The organism is Nocardia sp. NPDC020380 (assembly GCF_044386975.1).
Classification (GTDB): domain Bacteria; phylum Actinomycetota; class Actinomycetes; order Mycobacteriales; family Mycobacteriaceae; genus Nocardia.
Genome location: NZ_JBIRVQ010000001.1, coordinates 697708 through 718624, shown reverse-complemented (window position 1 = coordinate 718624; position 20917 = coordinate 697708). Strand labels below are relative to the sequence as shown.

General features: G+C 69.6%; 1 protein-coding gene (cut by both window edges). It reads left to right on the top strand.

Every position in this 20917-nt window falls within one protein-coding gene, locus ACH438_RS03210, for a non-ribosomal peptide synthase/polyketide synthase (protein ID WP_397000565.1), read on the top strand. The gene is 44796 nt long; 6649 of those nucleotides lie to the left of the window and 17230 to its right, leaving coding positions 6650-27566 in view — codons 2217 (partial) to 9189 (partial); the first complete codon in view begins at position 3. Both the start codon and the stop codon lie outside the window.

The window sequence follows — 20917 nt, the reverse complement described above, 5'->3', positions numbered from 1 at the left end:
TCAACAACATCCCGGTCGCCATCCGGCTCTCGGGTGAGCTGGATATCGCTGCCCTGCAGGTCGCGGTCATCGATGTGATCGACCGGCACGAGTCGCTGCGCACGGTCTTCCCGGCCACCGATCACGGCCCGGTGCAGTTGGTGCTGGATGCCGCGCAGATCGTGCCGGACCTGACCCCGGTGCCGGTCACCGAGGACAACCTGATCGAGCACCTGGTCGAGCTGGCCACCATGGCCTTCGATGTGACCGACGAAGTGCCTTTGCACGCACGGCTTTTCGAGATCTCCGAGACCGAGTACGTGCTCGGCATGGTGGTGCACCACATCTCCGCGGACGGCTGGTCCATGGGCCCGCTGGCGCGCGATGTCATGGTCGCCTATGCCGCGCGCACTTCGTGGGAGGCCCCGGCGTGGGCCGAGCTGCCGGTGCAGTACGCGGATTACGCGCTGTGGCAGCGCGAGGTGCTGGGTTCGGAGGAGAACCCGGAGTCGTTGATCGCCAAGCAGATCCGGTACTGGGCCGGTGCGCTGGCCGATCTGCCCGACGAGCTGGTGCTGCCCGCGGACCGGCAGCGGCCGGCCGTGGCGAGCTACCGCGGTGGCACCTACCCGTTCGCCATCTCGGCGCAAACCCAGCAGGCGCTGGTGGATCTGGGCCGCGCGCACAATGCCTCGCTGTTCATGGTGCTGCACAGCGCCCTGGCGGTGCTGCTCGCGCGCCTGTCGGGGACCTCCGATATCGCGATCGGCACCCCGGTGCACGGTCGTGGCGAGGCGGCGCTGGATGACCTGATCGGCATGTTCGTCAACACCTTGGTGCTGCGCACCGAGGTGGAGGGCACCGAGACGTTCGCGGATCTGCTGGCGCGGGCCCGCGATACCGATCTGCACGCCTTCGCCCACGCCGATGTGCCGTTCGAGCGTCTCGTCGAGGTGCTCAACCCGGCGCGTTCGCAGGCCCGGCATCCGTTGTTCCAGGTCATGCTGACCTTCCAGAACACGCGCCAGGCCAGCCTGGAACTGCCCGGCCTGTCGGTCAACGGCATCGACTACGACGCCAATCTGGCCAAGTTCGATCTGCAGCTGACCCTGCAGGAGGCGCAGGACGCGCACGGTGAGAACGCGGGCATGTCCGCCGAGATCTCCTATGCGCTGGACCTTTTCGACGAGTCCACCATCGCGGCCTTCGCGCACCGCCTGGATCTGATCCTGGCGGCCGTGGTGGCCGACCCGGCCCAGCCGATCGGCGATATCGATTTGCTGGTGAACGGTGAACGCGCCCAGGTGCTCACCGGCTGGAACGACACCGCCTTCGACATCACCACCGAACTGCCCGAGGGCACGAACGCGACCCTGCTGTCGCTGTTCGAACGCCAGGCGCTGACCAGCCCCGACGCGCCCGCGGTCACGTTCGAGGGGACGACTCTGTCCTACGGCGAGTTCGCCGGACGCGTGCATACGCTGGCCCGCAAGCTGCTCGCACAGGGCGTCGGCGCGGAAACCCGGGTGGCCCTTGCCATCCGGCGTTCCACCGATCTGGTCGTCGCCATGTACGCGGTACTGGCCGCCGGTGGCGCGTACGTGCCGCTGGATCCGGATCAGCCCGCCGAGCGCATCGATTACGTGCTCGACACCGCCCGCCCTGTCGCTGTGCTGACCACCAGTCGCGACGACTTCATCACCGGCCGCAATGTGCCGGTGCTCGAAGTGGACGCCATCAACCTCGACATGTACCCGGAGTCGCCGGTCACGGACGCGGAGCGGGGCGGGCCGATCAAGCCCGAGCACTGCGCCTACGTGATCTTCACGTCCGGTTCCACGGGCCGCCCGAAGGGTGTCGCGGTCGAGCATCGCTCGGTCATGAACCGCCTGCGCTGGGGTCAGCACACCTACCCGATCGGGTCGGATGACGTGGTGCTGCAGAAGACTCCGGCCACCTTCGACGTGTCGGTGTGGGAGTTCTTCTGGCCCTTGCAGACCGGCGCGCGCCTCGTGGTGGCCAAGCCGGACGGGCATCGCGATCCGCTGTACCTGGCCCGCCTGATCGCCGACGAGGGCATCACCACGGCGCACTTCGTGCCGTCGATGATGTCGGTCTTCGTCGCCACCGTCGGCGCCGCGGACGCCGCGGCCATGAACCTGAAGCGCGTCTTCGCCTCCGGTGAGGCGTTGCCCGCGCCGATCGCGCAGAAGCTGCGCGAGCTCACCGGCGCCGAACTGCACAACCTGTACGGACCGACCGAGGCCGCGGTCGAGGTGACCTATCACGAGGTCGTCGACACCGACACGGTTTTCGTGCCGATCGGCCGCCCGGTGTGGAACACCCAGACCCTGATCCTGGACGCCCGCCTGCACCCGGTCGCGCCGGGTGTCGCGGGTGAGCTCTACCTGGCCGGCCACCAGCTGGCGCGCGGTTACCTGGGCCGCCCGGATCTGTCGGCGGACCGCTTCGTCGCCAACCCGTACGGCGAGCCGGGTGCGCGCATGTACCGCACCGGTGACCTCGTCACCTGGACGCCCGCCGGTGAGGTGAACTACCTGGGCCGCACCGACTTCCAGGTGAAGCTGCGCGGTCAGCGCATCGAGCTGGGCGAGATCGAGTCGGCGCTGCTGGCGCAGTACGGCGTCGCGCAGTCCGTCGTGGTGGTCCGGTCCGATGCCAATGCCGGCGATCAGCTCGTCGGTTATGTGGTGCACGAGCCCGGCGCCGTCCTGAACGTGGACGCCATGAAGGCCGAACTGGCCAACTCGCTGCCGGCCTACATGGTCCCGGCCGCGCTGGTGGTGCTGGATGCCTTCCCGCTCAACGCTTCCGGCAAGCTGGATCGCCGCGCGCTGCCCACCCCGGTCTTCGAGACCCGGGTGTTCCGCGCGCCGTCGACCCCGATCGAGGAGATCATCGCGCAGATCTTCGCCGATCTGCTCGGCGCTCCGCGCGTGGGCGTGGACGACGACTTCTTCGAACTGGGCGGCAACTCGCTGCTCGGCACCCAGGTCGCGGCCCGGCTCTCCGGCGCGCTGAACGCCGAGATCGGCGTGCGCGCGCTGTTCGAGGCGCCGACCGTGGCGGCGCTGGCCGCCCGCGTGGAGTCGCACGCGGGAACCGGTGTGCGCCAGGCGCTCACGGCGCAGGCGCGACCGGAGTACCCGCCGCTGTCGCTGGCGCAGCAGCGCATGTGGTTCCTGAACCGCTTCGACACCGAGTCCTCGGCCAACAACATTCCGGTGGCCGTACGTCTCGTCGGCGCGCTCGATTTCGATTCGCTGCAGGACGCGATCGCGGATGTGATCGGCCGCCACGAGTCGCTGCGCACCGTCTACCCGTCGCACGAGGGCGTGGCGTACCAGCTGGTGCTGCCGACCGCGCGGGCCGTCCCGGCGCTCGATGTCGTGGACGTGACCGAGGGCGAGATCTTCGCCGCGATCTACGCGTTCGTGGCGCAGGGCTTCGACGTGACCGCCGAACCGCCGGTGCGGCTACGGGCCTTCCGCCTGGCCGCCGACGAGGTCGTGCTGGTACTGGTGGCGCATCACATCGCCACCGACGGTTTCTCGATGAACCCGCTGGTGCGCGACCTCATCACCGCCTATGTGGCGCGCAGCGGCGGCGAGGCGCCGGGCTGGCGCGAACTCCCCGTGCAGTACGCGGATTACGCGCTGTGGCAGCGCGAAACCCTCGGCTCGGAAGAGGATCCGCGCTCGCTCATCACCGAGCAGCTGGACTACTGGCGCCGCACCCTGGCCGGACTGCCGGACGAGCTGCGGCTGTCCACCAAGCCGCGTCCGGCCGTGGCCGGCTACGACGCCGGGACGCATCGCTTCCAGGTGCCGGGTGATCTGATCACCGGGCTGAACCGGGTCGCGCAGCAGCACGGCACCACGCTGTTCATGGTGGTGCACAGCGCCTTCGCGGCCCTGCTGGCCCGCCTGAGCGGCACCGAGGACATCGCCGTCGGTATTCCGGTGGCCGGTCGTGGCGAGCAGGCGCTCGACGATCTGGTCGGCATGTTCGTCAACACCCTGGTGCTGCGTTCGACCGTCGACACCGGCGAGACGTTCGCCGACCTGCTGAAGTCGGTGCGCGAGCGCGACCTGCAGGCTTTCGCGCACGCCCATGTGCCGTTCGAGCGGCTGGTCGAGGTGCTCAACCCACCGCGCTCGCAGGCGCGGCACCCGCTGTTCCAGGTCATGCTGTCGTTCCAGAACCTGGGCCGCACCGCACTGGAACTGCCCGGCCTGTCGGTCTCCCAGCTGGAGGTCGATCAGCAGGCGGCCAAGTTCGACCTGCAGCTCACCCTGAGCGAGCGCGCCGACGCCCTGGACGCCGACGCGGCCGATCCGGCCATGGATGCCGAACTCGTCTTCGCCACCGACCTTTTCGACGCCGGCTTCGCCGACGTCTTCGGGCAGCGCTTCCTCGGCGTGCTCGCCGCGGTGGTCGCCGATCCGTCGGTGCGCGTGGGCGATATCGAGCTGCTGCACGACTGCGAGCGGGATCGCATCCTGCGCGCGTGGAACGAGACCGCGTTCGAGCTGGACGCCGCCCTGCCGGAGATCTCCGAAGGCGCCGCGGCGACGCTGGTTTCGCTGTTCGAGGCGCAGGTCGCGCTGACTCCCGACGCGACCGCGGTCACGTTCGAGCACGCCGATACCCCCCAACCGGCTACAAGTCTGTCCTATGCCGAGTTCGCGGACCGCGTCCGCAAGCTCGCACGCTGGCTCGTCGCCGAGGGCGTGGGGCCGGAATCGTATGTGGCGCTGGGTATGCGGCGTTCGCTGGATCTGGTGGTCGGCATGTACGCCGTCACCGTGGCGGGCGGCGCGTACGTCCCGCTGGATCCCGAGCACCCGGCCGAGCGCACCCAGTACATCCTCGAGACGGCGCAGCCGGTGTGCGTGCTGACCTCCGGTGAGGACCTGGAAGATATTGCGGTGCGGCAGGTTCGCATCGACGAGCTGGATCTGTCGGCCTTCGAGGGCACTGCGCTCTCCGATGCCGACCGCCGCACGCCGTTGCACCCGGCGAACACCGCGTACGTCATCTTCACCTCGGGTTCGACCGGCCGCCCCAAGGGTGTGGCCGTCTCGCATGCCGCCATCGTCAACCGCCTGGTCTGGATGCACGCCCAGTACGGGCTGGCCGCCGATGACGTGGTGTTGCAGAAGACCCCCGCCACCTTCGACGTGTCGGTGTGGGAGTTCTTCTGGCCCTTGCAGGTCGGCGCCCGCCTGGTCGTCGCGAAGCCCGACGGGCATCGCGATCCGGCGTACCTGGTGCGCCTGATCCAGGCCGAGCAGGTCACCACGGTGCACTTCGTGCCGTCCATGCTGGCGCTGTTCGTGGCCGAGGACGGTGTGTCCGAGTGCACCAGCCTGCGCAATGTCTTCGCCTCCGGTGAGGGCCTGCCCGCGCCGACCGCGCAGCAGCTGCGCAAGCGCACCGGTGCGCGCCTGCACAACCTGTACGGCCCCACCGAGGCCGCGGTCGACGTGACCTATCACGAGGTCACCGATGCCGATCTGGCGTCGGTGCCGATCGGTGCGCCGGTCTTCAACACCCAGGTGTACGTGCTGGATTCGCGGCTGCGGCCGGTTCCGGCGGGTGTCGCGGGTGAGCTGTACCTGGCGGGCGATCAGCTCGCCACCGCGTATGTGGCGCGCCCGGATCTGACCGCGGATCGCTTCGTGGCGAACCCGTTCAGCGCCGGTGAGCGCATGTACCGCACCGGTGACCTGGTGGTGTGGACGAACTCCGGTGAGCTGGAGTACCTGGGCCGCACCGACTTCCAGGTGAAGCTGCGTGGTCTGCGTATCGAGCTGGGCGAGATCGAGTCGGCGCTGACCGCGCTGCCGGCGGTCGCGCAGTCGGTCGTCGTGGTCCACCAGGACGAGCGCACCGGCGATCAGCTGGTGGCCTACCTGGTCGCCGCGGACGGTCACCTCGATATCGAGGCCGTGAAAGACGCGCTGGCACAAGGGCTTCCGGCCTACATGGTGCCGGCCGCCTTCATGGTGCTGGACGCCTTCCCGCTCAATGCCTCGGGCAAGCTGGATCGCCGGGCGCTGCCCGCGCCGACCTTCGCGATCAAGGCCTACCGCGCCCCGGAGACCCCGGTGCAGCAGACCGTGGCCGGCACCATCGCCGATGTGCTCGGCCTGGAGCGGGCCGGCCTGGACGACGACTTCTTCGAACTGGGCGGCAACTCGCTGATCGCCACCCAGGTCATCGCGCGCCTGTCCGCCGCACTGGACGCCGATATCCCGCTGCGCACGCTGTTCGAGGCGAGCACGGTGAGTTCGCTGGCGGCCCAGCTGGAATCGCGGGCCGGTACCGGTCGTCGCGCACCGCTGGTCGCGCAGGAGCGGCCGGCGCCGGTGAGCTTGCGAACCGGCGAGACAGCACAGCTGATTCCGCTGTCGCTGGCGCAGCAGCGCATGTGGTTCCTGAACCGCTTCGACAACCGCACCGCGGTCAACAACATCCCGGTGGCGCTGAAGCTCACCGGCACGGTCGATTCCGCGGCCTTCACCGCCGCGCTCGGCGATGTGCTGGCCCGGCACGAGGCGCTGCGCACCATCTACCCCGAGGTCTCGGGTGATGGCTACCAGCAGGTGCTGCCGCTGTCCGAGGTGGACTTCGAGGTCCGCACCGAGACGGTGACCGCCGAGGGGCTCACCGCGCGCGTCGTCGAGTTGGCGAGCGTCTTCTTCGACGTGACCCGCGAACTGCCCTTCCGGGCAACGGTACTCAGCCTGAGCGAGACCGAGCACGTGGTCGTGCTGGTGCTGCATCACATCAGCGCCGACGGTTTCTCGCTGCGTCCGCTGCTGACCGATGTGGTGGCGGCCTACCTGGATCGCAGCCGTGGCGAGGCCCCGGCGTGGGCGCCGCTGCCGGTGCAGTACGCCGATTACGCGCTGTGGCAGCGTGCGGTGCTGGGCTCGGAATCCGATGCGGAATCGGTTGCCGCCCAGCAGATCTCCTACTGGTCCGAGCAGTTGCGGGATCTGCCCGAGCAGATCGAGCTGCCCGCCGACCGGCCGCGGCCCGAGGTCGCCACCAATGCCGGTGGCACCTACGATTTCGCGGTCGACGCCGAGCTGCACCGCGCCCTCACCGGTGTGGCCCGTGAGCACGACGTCACCCTGTTCATGCTGGTGCACGCGGCGCTGGCGACCTGGGCGGCGCGGCTGTCGCGGTCGACCGATATCGCCATCGGCACCCCGATCGCGGGCCGCGGTGAACGCGCGCTCGACGATCTGATCGGCATGTTCGTCAATACCTTGGTGCTGCGCACCGAGGTTCGCCCGGACGCCGCCTTCCGTGATCTGCTCGCGCAGGCCCGCCGCACCGATCTGGCCGCCTTCGCGCACGCCGACATCCCGTTCGAGCGGCTCGTGGATGTGCTGAGCCCGGTCCGTTCGCAGGCGCACCACCCGCTGTTCCAGGTCGCGCTGACCTTCGAAGCGGCCAGCGCCAAGGATGCCCAGGCGATCTCGCTATCCGGGCTGGATGTCGAGCTCGTCGAATTCGATCCCGGCACGGCCAAGTTCGATGTGCAGCTGACCGTCAGCGAGCGCGCCGACGGGTCGCTGGGCCTGTCCTGGAACTACGCCACCGATCTGTTCGACGCCGAGACGGTCGCCGCCTTCGCCGATCGCCTGGTCCGCATCCTGCGCGCCGTCGCGGAGGATCCGGCCGCGCTGGTCGGCGATATCGACCTGCTGGGTGAGGGCGAACGCCACGATGTCTCCGAGCGCTGGGTCTCGGCGGGCGACGATATCGTCGCGCTGGCGGAGACCGCCCGCGCCGCCGTGTCCGACGCCGAACGCGCTGTCGCCGACGGTGTCTCGGGCATCGCACCCGCGGCCGCCGCGCTGGCTGTCCTGGGCGCGGCCGCCGAGCGCTGGGCCGACCCGCTCGCGGCGCTGGCCGGTCCGTTCGTCGACACCGGCGCCACGCTGTCGACCCTGTTCGACCAGGCCGCGGCCGCCAACCCCGCGCGGGTGGCGGTGCGGTTCGGTGACGAGGAACTGACCTACGCGGATCTGGATCGGCGCGCGAATGTGCTGGCGCGCAGGCTGATCGCCGAGGGCGCGGGACCGGAGTCGCTGGTCGCGGTGCTGCTGCCGCGGTCGGCCGATCTGGTGGTGGCGCTGCTCGCGGTCATCAAGACCGGTGCGGGTTATGTGCCGATCGATCCGAGCTACCCGGCGGATCGCATCGCCTTCACGCTCTCGGACGCGAAGCCGACCAGCGTCATCCTCGATTCCACCGTGCAGGTGGAGCTGCCCGCCGAGCTGCACCAGGTGCTGCTGGACGGGTACTCGCTGGAGGCCGGGGACATCGAGGACGCGGCGGATTCGCCGATCACCGATGCCGACCGCCTGACCCCGCTGCACCCGGATCACGTCGCGTACGTCATCTACACCTCCGGTTCGACCGGCCGCCCCAAGGGCGTGGCCGTGGCGCACCGGAATGTGGTGCGGCTCATGGCGAATACCGATCGCGAGTTCGGGTTCGGCGCCGAGGACGTGTGGACGCTGTTCCACTCCTACGCCTTCGACTTCTCGGTGTGGGAGCTGTGGGGCCCGCTGCTCTACGGCGGCACGCTGGTGGTCGTCGACTACTACGTGTCGCGTTCCCCGGAGCAGTTCCTGGAACTGCTGCGCCGTGAAGGGGTCACGGTGCTCAACCAGACCCCGTCGGCGTTCTACCAGCTCGCCGAGGCCGAGCGCATCGCTGCCTCGGCGAGCCGAGAATTGGGCACTGCCGCGGGTGATGATCAGCCTTTGGCGCTGCGCTACGTGATCTTCGGTGGTGAGGCCCTGGAGCTGCGCCGCCTGTCGGATTGGGTCGCGCGCCACGGGGACAGCTCGCCGTACCTGGTGAACATGTACGGCATCACCGAGACCACCGTGCACGTGTCGGTGCGGGTGCTCGATGCCGAGACCATCGCCGCCGCAACGGGTTCCGTGGTCGGTCGCGCCATCGCGGGCCTGCGCGTGCATGTCCTCGACGACCGCCTGCACCCGGTGCCGGTCGGTGTCGCCGGTGAAATGTATGTGGCCGGTGCGCAGTTGGCGCGCGGCTACCTCGGCCGCCCCGATCTGTCGGCGGGTCGTTTCGTGGCCAGCCCGTTCGGTGCGCCGGGCGAGCGGCTGTACCGCTCGGGTGACGTTGCCCGCTGGAACCGGTTCGGCGAGCTGGAATACCTGGGTCGTGCCGATGATCAGGTGAAGGTCCGCGGTTTCCGTATCGAGCTCGGTGAGATCGAGTCCGCGGTGCTGGCGCAGCCGGGTGTGGCCCAGGCGGCCGTCATCGTGCGCGAGGACCAGCCGGGCGATCAGCGCATCGTCGCCTATGTGGTGCCGGAGCACGGCGAGGCGCCGCTGCTCGACGCCATCCGCGACGGTGCGGCCGAGCGGCTGCCGTCCTACATGGTGCCGTCGGCCATCGTGCTGCTGGACCGGATTCCGCTGACCGTCAACGGCAAGCTGGATCGCCGCGCGCTGCCCGCGCCGGCGGTGCAGGCGCGGGCCTTCCGCGCGCCGGAGACCCCGGTGCAGGAGACCGTGGCCGGTGTCTTCGCCGAGGTGCTCGGCCTGGAGCGGGTCGGCCTGGACGACGACTTCTTCGAACTGGGCGGCAACTCGCTCATCGCCACCCGGGTGGTCTCGCGCGTCGGTTCGGCGCTGGACACCACCGTCGCGGTGCGCACGCTGTTCGAGGCGCCCACCGTGGAAGCCCTTGCGGCGCGCATCGAATCGCATGCCGACGGCGCCTCCCGCGCCAAGCTGGTGGCGCGCCCGCGCACCGCCGAAGCGCGGGGAGGCGGAGCGGACCTGGTGCCGCTGTCCTTCGCGCAGCAGCGCATGTGGTTCCTGAACCAGTACGACACCTCTTCGGCGGCCTACAACCTGCCCCTGGCCATTCGCCTCACCGGTGAATTGGATACCGCCGCACTGGAACTCGCCGTCGCGGACGTGGTCCGCCGCCACGAGTCGCTGCGCACCCGCTACCCCGAGCACGGCGGCACCCCGATGCAGGTAGTGGTCCCGGCCGAGCAGATCGCCCTCGATCTGCGCCCGGTCACCGTGGCCGCCGCCGAGCTGACCGCCGCCGTCACCGCCTTCGCGACCCTGGGCTTCAATGTGGCGGATCAGGTTCCGCTGCGCGCCCGGCTGTTCCGGATCGGTGGTGAGGATGCCGTCGAGCATGTGCTCGTGGTGGTGGTGCATCACATCGCGGGTGACGGTTTCTCCATGGCGCCGCTGACGCGGGATGTCATGGTGGCCTACACCGCGCGTACGCAGGGTGCGGTGCCCGGCTGGGCGCCGCTGGCCGTGCAGTACGCCGACTTCGCCATCTGGCAGCGCGAAGTGCTGGGGTCGGAAGAGGATTCGGCCTCGCTCATGGCGCGGCAGGTGGGTTACTGGCAGCGCGTGCTGGACGGGGTGCCGGACGAGCTGGCGCTGCCGATCGACCGCCCGCGCCCGGCCATCGCCTCGCATCGCGGTGCGACGCTGCAGCGGACGCTGTCGCCCGAGCTGATCGGTGCGCTGGAAGACGTGGCGCGGCGGCGTGGTTCGTCGCTGTTCATGGTCATGCACAGCGCGCTCGCGGTGCTGCTGGCCCGCATGTCCGGTGGCGATGACATCGCCATCGGCACGCCGGTCGCCGGTCGTGGCGAGGCCGCGCTGGACGATCTGGTCGGCATGTTCGTCAACACCCTGGTGCTGCGCACCGGGATCGACCCGGCGGAGTCGTTCTCCGATCTGCTGGATCGGGTGCGCCACACCGACCTCGACGCCTTCGGCAATGCCGATGTGCCGTTCGAGCGGCTGGTGGATCTGCTCGCGCCGGAGCGCTCGCAGGCCCGCAACCCGCTGTTCCAGGTGGTGCTGGCCTTCCAGAACCTGGACCGCACCACCCTCGAGCTGCCGGGGCTGAACGTCTCCGCACTCGACCTCGACGAGAACATCTCCCGCTTCGATCTGCAGTTCACGCTGTCCGAGCAGCTCGGCGGACGGACCGACGCGGGCGCCGCCATGACGCTGGCGCTGACCTACGCCGTCGACCTGTTCGACGAGGCCACCGCCGCCGGTTTCGCGCAGCGCTGGCTGCGGGTGCTGGAAGCGATCGCCGCGAATCCGGAACTCCCGGTCGGCTCGATCGAGATCCTGGATCAGGACGAGAAGGCCGATCTGGTGGCCCGCTACGGGCTGCCGTCCGAGCCGGTGTACACGCTGCCGGAGCTCATCGCCCTCGCAGTGGAGCACGACCGCAATGCCCCCGCGGTCGTCTTCGAAGGCGTCACCTACTCCTACGGTGAATTCGACGAGCGCTCGAACCGCCTGGCACGCCTGCTGATCCAGCGCGGCATCGGCTCGGAGGATCTGGTCGCCGTCGCGGTACCGCGTTCCGCGGATTCGTACCTGGCCGAATGGGCGGTCGCCAAGTCCGGTGCGGCCTTCGTGCCGATCGACCCGACCTACCCCGCCGACCGCATCGCGCACATGGTCACCGATTCCGGTTCGCCGATCGGCCTGACCGTGGCATCGGTGCGCGCCGGACTGCCGGAGTCGGTCGAGTGGCTGGTCCTGGACGAGCTGGAGTTGGATTCGTTCGCGGGCACCGCGATCGGCCAGGCCGATCGGGTGCGCCCGCTGCGGCTGCACCACCCGGCCTACGTCATCTACACCTCCGGCTCGACCGGCGTGCCCAAGGGCGTCATGGTCGGCCACGCCGGCCTGGCCAACTTCTGCTCCGAGCAGAACGACCGCTACCGCCTCGACTCCGACACCCGCGCACTGCATTTCGCATCGCCGTCGTTCGACGCGTCCATGCTGGAGTTCCTGCTCGCCATCGGCGGCGCGGGCACCATGGTGATCGTCCCGACCGGCGTCTACGGCGGTGACGAACTCTCCGAGCTGATCCGCCGCGAGCGGGTGACGCACGCGTTCATCACCCCCGCCGCGCTGGCCACCTTCAGCCCGGCCGGCCTGGACACCCTGCGCGTCCTGGTCGCCGGTGGTGAAGCCGTCCCCGCCGATCTGGTGGAGCGCTGGGCGGTGCCGTTGGCGGACGGCACGATTCGCGCCTTCTACAACGGTTACGGCCCCACCGAGGCCACCGTCATGACCAATGTCAGCAACCCGATGTTGCCCGGCGAGACGGTCGTCATCGGCGGTCCGATCCGCGGCTCGCAGTCGCTGATCCTGGACAGCCAGCTGCGCCCGGTGCCGGTCGGCGTCGCGGGTGAGCTGTACCTGTCGGGCATCCAGCTGGCGCGCGGCTACCACGCGCGGCCGGGCCTGACCGCCGATCGCTTTGTCGCGCACCCGTATCGGTACGGCACGCGCATGTACCGCACCGGTGACGTGGTGCGCTGGACCACGGGCGGCGAGGTCGAGTACGTCGGCCGCTCCGACTTCCAGGTGAAGGTGCGCGGTTTCCGTATCGAACTCGGTGAGATCGACGCGGCGCTGGCCTCGCACGAGAGCGTGGACTTCGCGGTCACCGTGGGCCACAAGAACGCGGCGGGCGCGACCTCGCTGGTCTCGTACCTGGTTGCCGCACCGGGCCATTCGATCGACGTCGCGGCCATCACCGCGCACGTCGAGCAGCGCCTGCCCGCGTACATGGTGCCGTCCTCGATCATGATGATCGACCGGGTGCCGCTGACCGGGGCCGGCAAGCTGGACCGCAAGGCCCTGCCCGAGCCGGTGTTCGCCACCGAGGTGGTCTTCCGCGCGCCGCGCAATGCCCTCGAGCACACCATTGCCGAGGTCTTCGCCGAGGTGCTGGGCCTGGAGCGGGTCGGTATCGACGATTCGTTCTTCGCGCTGGGCGGTGACTCCATCGTCTCCATCCAGCTGGTGTCCCGCGCCAAGGCGCGCGGCATCGTCTTCAGTCCGCGCGATGTGTTCGAGCAGCGCACGGTGTCGGGTCTGGCCGCGGTGGCGGAAACCACCGAGGGCCAGGACGATTCGGCGCCGCAGCTGTCCGAGCTGCCGGGCGGCGGCGTGGGTGTGCTGCCGCTGACGCCGGTGGTGCGGTTCATGGTGGGCCGGCCGGGTGCGTTCAGCCGGTTCAACCAGACCATGGCCCTGGAGTTGCCGATCGGCATCGACCGGGCCGGGATCGCGGCCACCGTCGGCGCGGTCATCGATCGCCACGACATGCTGCGGGCGCGCCTGCGCCGGGTGCCGGACGCCGACTGGATCATCGAGACGGTCGAGCCGGGCACCATCGATGTGGACGCGCTCATCGACCGGACCGAATTCGACGCCGCGGTGAGCGATGCCGAGCTGGCCGAGATCGCCTCGGCCGCACTGGATGCCACCCTGGACAAGCTGGATCCGGCCGCGGGCGTTGTCATTCGCTTCGTGTGGCTGGAGCCGACCACGGCGGGCCGTGAATCGGGCTCCGACGGCTCCCGTGCCGGTCGTCTCGTCGTGGTCGGCCATCACCTGGTGGTCGACGGTGTCACCTGGCGAATCCTGGTGCCGGACTTCGTGACCGCGTGGGGCCAGCTGTCCGCGGGACAGACCCCCGAGCTGGTCGCTCCGGCCACCAGCATGCGCACCTGGGCGCACGCCCTCGAGCGTGAGGCCGCCACCGAGGAGCGCGTGGCCGAACTCGCCTTCTGGCGCGGCATTGTCGAGGGCCTGGATCCGCTGCTCACCGAGCGGCCCATGGATCCGGCCGTGGATATCACCTCGACCATCGAGAAGCATCGTGTCGAGCTGTCCTCCGAGGTCACCAAGTCGTTGCTGACCACCGTGCCCGCCCTGTTCCACGGCGGCGTGAACGACGGTCTGCTCACCGCGCTCGCCCTGGCGGTCGCGAAGTTCCGGGCTGCCAAGACCCTAAAGGTTCGCGGCCGGCTCGATTCTGGACTGAGTGGAGCGGGGGAGCGAAGCGGAGGAGCGGAGGGAGGGAAGAATCGAGACTTCGGGGCCGCGAACCCGCCCGGAGCGAAGCGGAGGGCAGAAGATACAGCCCTCGTCCGGCTGGAGGGCCACGGACGTGAGGAAGAGGTCGTCCCGGGCGCGGATCTGTCGCGCACGGTCGGCTGGTTCACCGCCATCTTCCCGGTGCGTTTCGATCTGTCGGGCATCGATGTGGACGCCGCCCTCGCCGGTGGCGCGGCCATGGGCAAGGCGATCAAGTCCATCAAGGAGCAGCTGCTCGCGGTGCCGGACAAGGGCATCGGTTACGGCCTGCTGCGCTACATGAACTCCGATACCGCAGGCCAGCTGCCCAAGCAGCTGCCGGGTCAGGTCAGCTTCAACTACCTGGGCCGGGTCAACGAGGGCGATGTGCCCGAGGCGCTGCGCGGCTTCGGCTGGATCCCGGCCCCCGAGCTCGCCGATCTGGCCGGCGCCTACGACGGCGATATGCCGGCCATGGCCCCGATCGACATCAACGCGATCGTCATGGGCGACAAGCTGACCGCGAACATCGGCTACCCGAGCACGCTGCTCAGCGCCGCGGAGATCGCCGAATTCGGTGCGCTGTGGATCGCGGCGCTGGAAGCCGTTGCGCGGCATGCCGAATCCGCGAACGCGGGCGGGCACACCCCGTCCGACTTCGGGCTCGTGCGTATCACCCAGCGCGATATCGACGGCTGGGAACAGCGTTTCGGCGCCCTGGACCAGGTGTGGCCGCTGTCGGCGCTGCAGGCCGGTCTGCTCTTCCACGCGCAGCTGGCAGTCAGCTCCGTGGACGTGTACACCGCGCAGGCGGTGCTCACCCTCGAGGGCCGCGTGGACGCCGACCGCCTGCGCGCGGCGGCCCAGGCGCTGCTGGACCGCCACGAGATCCTGCGCACCGCATATGTTTCCGATGCCGCGGGCAACCCGGTGCAGGTGGTGCTGGACAGCGTGCGTCCGGTGTTCACCGTGCACGACCGCACCGCTGCATCTGATTCGCGGCCCGCCGCGGTAGGCGATGCCTCAGACATCATCGAGGCCGATCGGGTCGAGCGTTTCGACCTGACCGAGCCGCCGCTGATCCGCTTCACCCTGGTGCGCACGGCCGCCGATCGCTGGCAGCTGGCGGTGGCCAATCACCACATCCTGCTCGACGGCTGGTCCATGCCGCTGCTCATGCAGGACCTGCTGGTGCTGTACGCCACGCACTCCGACACCTCCATGCTGCCGCCGGTGCGTTCGTACCGGTACTTCCTGGAATGGGTTGCGCAGCAGGACCGCACGGCCTCGGTCGAGGCCTGGAAGCAGGCGCTGCGCGGCGTGTCCGAGCCGACCCTGCTCACCCGCCCGGACGCGGGCCGTGAGATCACGGCACTGTCCGGGGAGTACTTCTTCGAACTGGACGAGGCGGCTACCGCACGCCTCACCGGCTTGGCCGCGGAGATCGGTGTCACGCCGAACACCGTGCTGCAGGTGGCGTGGGGCATCTTGCTGGGCCGGCTCACCGGCCGCGACGACGTGCTGTTCGGCACCACGGTGTCGGGCCGCCCGGCGCAGCTGTCCGGCGTCGAGTCCATGGTGGGTCTGTTCATCAACACCGTGCCGGTGCGGGTCGCCTTCGATCCGGCCGAATCGGCGCGCGCACTGCTCACCCGCACCCAGGGTGAGCAGGCCGACCTGCTGGACCACCACTATGTGGGCCTGGCCGATATCCAGACCGCGGCGGGCATCGGCGGACTCTTCGACACCCTTGTGGTGTTCGAGTCCTATCCCGTTGACGCCGAGGGCATTCGCGCCCAGGCCGCCGATATCGACGGCATGGCCGTGACCGGTCTGGACGCCGCCGACGCCACCCACTACCCGCTGACGCTGATCGCTCAGCTCGACACCCGCCTGCGCGTTCGTGCGGGTTACCTGCGCGACCTGTTCGACGAGGACACCGTCCACCGCATCGCCGATCGCCTGGTGCGGGTGCTCACCGCCATCACGACGGAACCGGCTGCGGCAGTGGGCGATATCGAGCTGCTCGATGCCGCCGAGCGCGAGCAGGTCGTCACCACCTGGAACCGGACCACCTTCGACGTGGACTCGGTACTGCTGGAACTGACCGACGGCGTCATGGACGACCGGGTCGTCACCTCCACCGGCGACGACGCGAACACCCTGGTCGCGCTGTTCGAGGCGCAGGCAGAGCGGACTCCCGAAGCGACCGCGGTCAGCTTCGAGCACGCCGATACCACCCAACCGGCTACAAGTCTGTCCTACGCCGAGTTCTCGGCCCAGGTCCACCGCCTGGCCCGCTGGCTCATCGAGCGCGGCGTCGGCGCGGAATCCTTTGTGGCGCTGGGCATGCGCCGGTCCCTGGATCTGGTGATCGGCATGTACGCCGTCACCGCCGCCGGTGGCGCCTACGTGCCGCTGGACCCGGATCACCCGGCCGACCGCATCGAGTACATCCTCGCCACCGCGGATCCGGTGACCGTGCTGACCTCGGGTGAGGACCTGCCGGTCGATACCGCGCAGGTGCGGATCGATCTGCTGGATCTGTCCAACTACTCGGCCGCGCCGCTCACCGACGCGGACCGGCGTATCCCGCTGCGCGAGACCAATACCGCGTACGTCATCTTCACCTCGGGTTCGACCGGCCGCCCGAAGGGTGTGGCGGTGCCGCACTCGGCGATCGTCAACCGCCTGGTGTGGATGCAGCACGAGTACGAGCTGACCGCCGCTGATGTGGTGCTGCAGAAGACGCCGGCCACCTTCGACGTGTCGGTGTGGGAGTTCTTCTGGCCGCTGCAGATCGGCGCGCAGCTGGTCGTGGCCAAGCCGGACGGCCACCGCGATCCGGCCTACCTGGCCGAGCTCATTGCCGCCCGGGGCGTGACGGTCACCCACTTCGTGCCGTCCATGCTCGCGGTCTTCGTCGCGGAAACCGCTGCGGCGCAGTGCACCAGCCTGCGCAAGGTGTTCGCTTCGGGTGAGGCGTTGTCGCCGAAGCCCGCGCACAAGCTGCGCGAGCTGACCGGCGCCGAGCTGCACAACCTCTACGGCCCGACCGAGGCCGCGGTCGACGTCACCTACCACCAGGTGGTGGACGCGGACCTCGACCTGGTGCCGATCGGCCGCCCGGTGTTCAATACCCAGCTGTACGTGCTGGATTCGCGGCTGCGTCCGGTTCCGGTGGGCGTCGCGGGTGAGCTGTACCTGGCGGGCGATCAGCTCGCCACCGCGTACGTGGCGCGTCCCGACCTCACCTCGGATCGCTTCGTCGCCAACCCCTTCGGGGAGGGCGAGCGCATGTACCGCACCGGTGACCTCGTCACCTGGACCGCGGACGGCGAGCTGGACTACATCGGCCGCACCGACTTCCAGGTGAAGCTGCGCGGTCTGCGCATCGAGCTCGGCGAGATCGAATCCGCGCTCACCGGACTGGATGCCGTCGCACAGTCGGTGGTCGTGGTCCGCAACGATCCGCATGCCGGTGATCAGCTGGTCGGTTATGTCGTTGCGGCACCGGATCGTTCGATCGATGTCGAGGCGGTCCGTGCGGAGCTCGGCGAGAGCCTGCCCGCGTACATGGTGCCGTCGATCCTGATGGTGCTGGACGAGTTCCCGCTCAATGCCTCCGGCAAGCTGGATCGTCGCGCGCTGCCCGCGCCGGTGTTCGAGGCCGCGGTGTTCCGCGCCCCGGCTACTCCGGTGGAGCAGATCGTGGCCGGTATCTTCGCCGAGGTCCTCGGTTTGGAGCGGGTCGGCCTGGACGACGACTTCTTCGCCCTGGGCGGTAACTCGCTCATCGCCACCCAGGTGGCGGCGCGGTTGTCGGTCGCCCTGGATGCCCAGCTGGGTGTGCGCGAGATCTTCGAGGCCTCGACCGTGGCCGCGCTGGCCGCGCGTGCGGAAACCCATTCCGGTGCAGGTGCTCGCAAGGCGCTGACCGCGCAGGAGCGCCCGCAGCGGTTGCCGTTGTCGCTGGCGCAGCAGCGCATGTGGTTCCTGAACCGGTTCAATCCCGAATCGGCCGTGGACAATATCCCGGCGGCCGTGCGCCTGTCGGGTCTGGTGGATCGCCAGGCGTTGCAGATCGCCGTGGCCGATGTGCTGGCGCGGCACGAGTCGCTGCGTACCCGCTACCCCGAGGTCGACGGTCAGGCGTTCCAGGAGATCGTGCCGACCGGGCAGGTCATTCCGGACCTGACCCCGGTGGAGGTCACCGAAGCCGAACTGCCGCAGGCGGTCCGGGATCTGGTGCTGACCGGTTTCGACGTCACCACCGAGGTGCCCTTCCACGCTCGCCTGTTCGAGGTCAGTCCCACCGAGCATGTGCTCGCGCTGGTGGTGCACCACATCTCGGCCGACGGTTTCTCCATGGGCCCGCTGACTCGCGACATCATGACCGCCTACGGCGCCCGCGTCGAGGGCGGCGAACCGGCCTGGCAGCCGCTGCAGGTCCAGTACGCCGACTACGCGCTGTGGCAGCGCGAGGTGCTCGGCCGTGAGGACGACGCGGAATCGGTGATCTCCCAGCAGGTCTCCTACTGGCGCGACACCCTGCGCGGGCTGCCGGACCAGCTGGACCTGCCCTCGGATCGGCCGCGTCCCGCGGTCGCGTCGGGCCGCGGCGCCACCCACGTCTTCGATATCGACGCCGCCACCCACGCCAAGCTGGCCGAGCTGGCCCGCAGCCGCGGGACCACGCTGTTCATGGTCATGCACGGTGCGCTCGCGGTGCTGCTGTCGCGGTTGTCGGGTGAATCCGATATCGCCATCGGCACCCCGGTGGCCGGTCGTGGCGAACGCGCGCTCGACGACCTGATCGGCATGTTCGTCAACACCCTGGTGCTGCGGACCGAGATCGATGGTGGCGCCGGGTTCGCGGACCTGCTGAACCAGGTGCGCGGCACCGATATTCAGGCCTTCGGGCACGCCGATCTGCCGTTCGAGCGCCTGGTGGAGATCCTCAACCCGGCCCGTTCGCAGGCCCGGCATCCGTTGTTCCAGGTCATGCTGTCGTTCCAGAACACCGGTATCACCGAACTGGAACTGCCCGGCCTGACCGTCAGCGGCGTGGACCTGCCGATCGATACCGCCAAGTTCGACCTGCAGCTGGTGCTGACCGAGAAGCTCGCCGCTCAGCACATCGAGGGCAACGGCCAGGGCAATGCGGCAGGCCTGACGGCCGAACTCGTGTACGCCACCGACCTGTTCGACGCGGCCACCATGCGGCTCTTCGCGGCTCGCTTCGATCGCCTGCTGCAGGCCATCGCCGCACAGCCCGAACGCGCCGTGGGCGATATCGACCTGCTCGACGCCACCGAGCACGCGCAGGTCGTGGACGGCTGGAACAGCACCGCCGCCGACGTGGACGACACCGTCACGCTGGTGGACCTGTTCCAGGCGCAGGCCGCTCGCACCCCGGACGCCAACGCCCTCACCTTCGAGGGCGCGAGCCTGACCTACGGCGAGTTCGCCGGGCGCGTGCATCGGCTGGCGCGCAAGCTCATCGAGGCCGGCGTCGGCCCGGAGAGCCTGGTGGGCCTGGGTATTCGCCGCTCGCTGGATCTCGTGGTCGCCATGTACGCGGTGGTCGAGGCCGGTGGCGCGTACGTGCCGCTGGATCTGGACCAGCCCGCCGACCGCATCGACTACGTGCTGGAGACCGCGCGGCCGGTGGCCGTGCTGACCACCGCGCAGGACGGGTTCACGCACGACAGCGTGCCGGTCGTCGCCGTGGACACCGTGGATCTGTCGGGTTACTCCGACACCCCGGTCACCGCCGCGGATCGCCGTGCGGCACTGCGGCCTTCGAACACCGCCTACGTCATCTTCACCTCCGGTTCGACCGGCCGCCCGAAGGGTGTGGCGGTCAGCCACGGCGCGATCGTGAACCGCCTGGTGTGGATGCAGGCCGAGTACGGCCTCACCGCCGACGACGTGGTGCTGCAGAAGACTCCGGCCACCTTCGACGTGTCGGTGTGGGAGTTCTTCTGGCCGCTGCAGGTCGGCGCCCGCCTGGTCGTCGCCAAGCCGGACGGTCACCGCGACCCGCTGTACATGGCGGAACTCATTGCGGCCGAGGGCATCACCACGGCGCACTTCGTGCCGTCGATGCTCGCCGTGTTCGTGGCCACGCTCGCGGGCGAGCAAATGGATACCGTGGCCGCGGCGCGGTGCAGCAGCCTGCGACTGGTCTTCGCCTCCGGTGAGGCGCTGCCCGGCATCACCGCTCAGCAGCTGCGGCAGCTGACCGGTGCGGCACTGCACAACCTGTACGGCCCGACCGAAGCGGCCGTCGACGTCACCTTCCACGAGGTCGTGGATGCCGATGTCGACACCGTGCCGATCGGTCGCCCGGTGTTCAACACCGAGGTGTACGTGCTGGATTCGCGCCTGCACCCGGTCGCCCCGGGCATGGCGGGCGAGCTGTACCTGGCCGGTGTCCAGCTGGCGCGCGGTTACGTGGCGCGGCCGGATCTGAGCTCGGATCGGTTCGTGGCCAACCCGTTCAGCGCGGGCGAGCGCATGTACCGGACCGGTGACCTCGTCACCTGGACCGCGGCAGGCGAGCTGGAGTACCTGGGCCGCACCGACTTCCAGGTGAAGCTGCGTGGTCTGCGGATCGAGCTCGGCGAGATCGAGGCCGCGCTCACCGCGCACGCCGCCGTGTCCCAGGCGGTCGTGGTGCTGCGCAGCGATGCGCGCACCGGCGACGCCCTGGTCGCCTATGTGGTGCCGGCAGCTACGGGCACGCCGCTCGCGGCCGGTACGAATGCCGCGCGGGCCGCGGACGTCTCGCGCTCGGCGCGGGCCGGAGCCGCACCGACCGCGGCACTGCTCGGTGCGGACGCGATCGATATCGAGTCGCTGCGCGCGCATTTGGCCGCACAGCTGCCGTCCTACATGGTTCCGGCCGCCTTCGTGGCGCTGGAGTCGTTCCCGCTCAACGCCAATGGCAAGCTGGATCGCCGCGCGCTGCC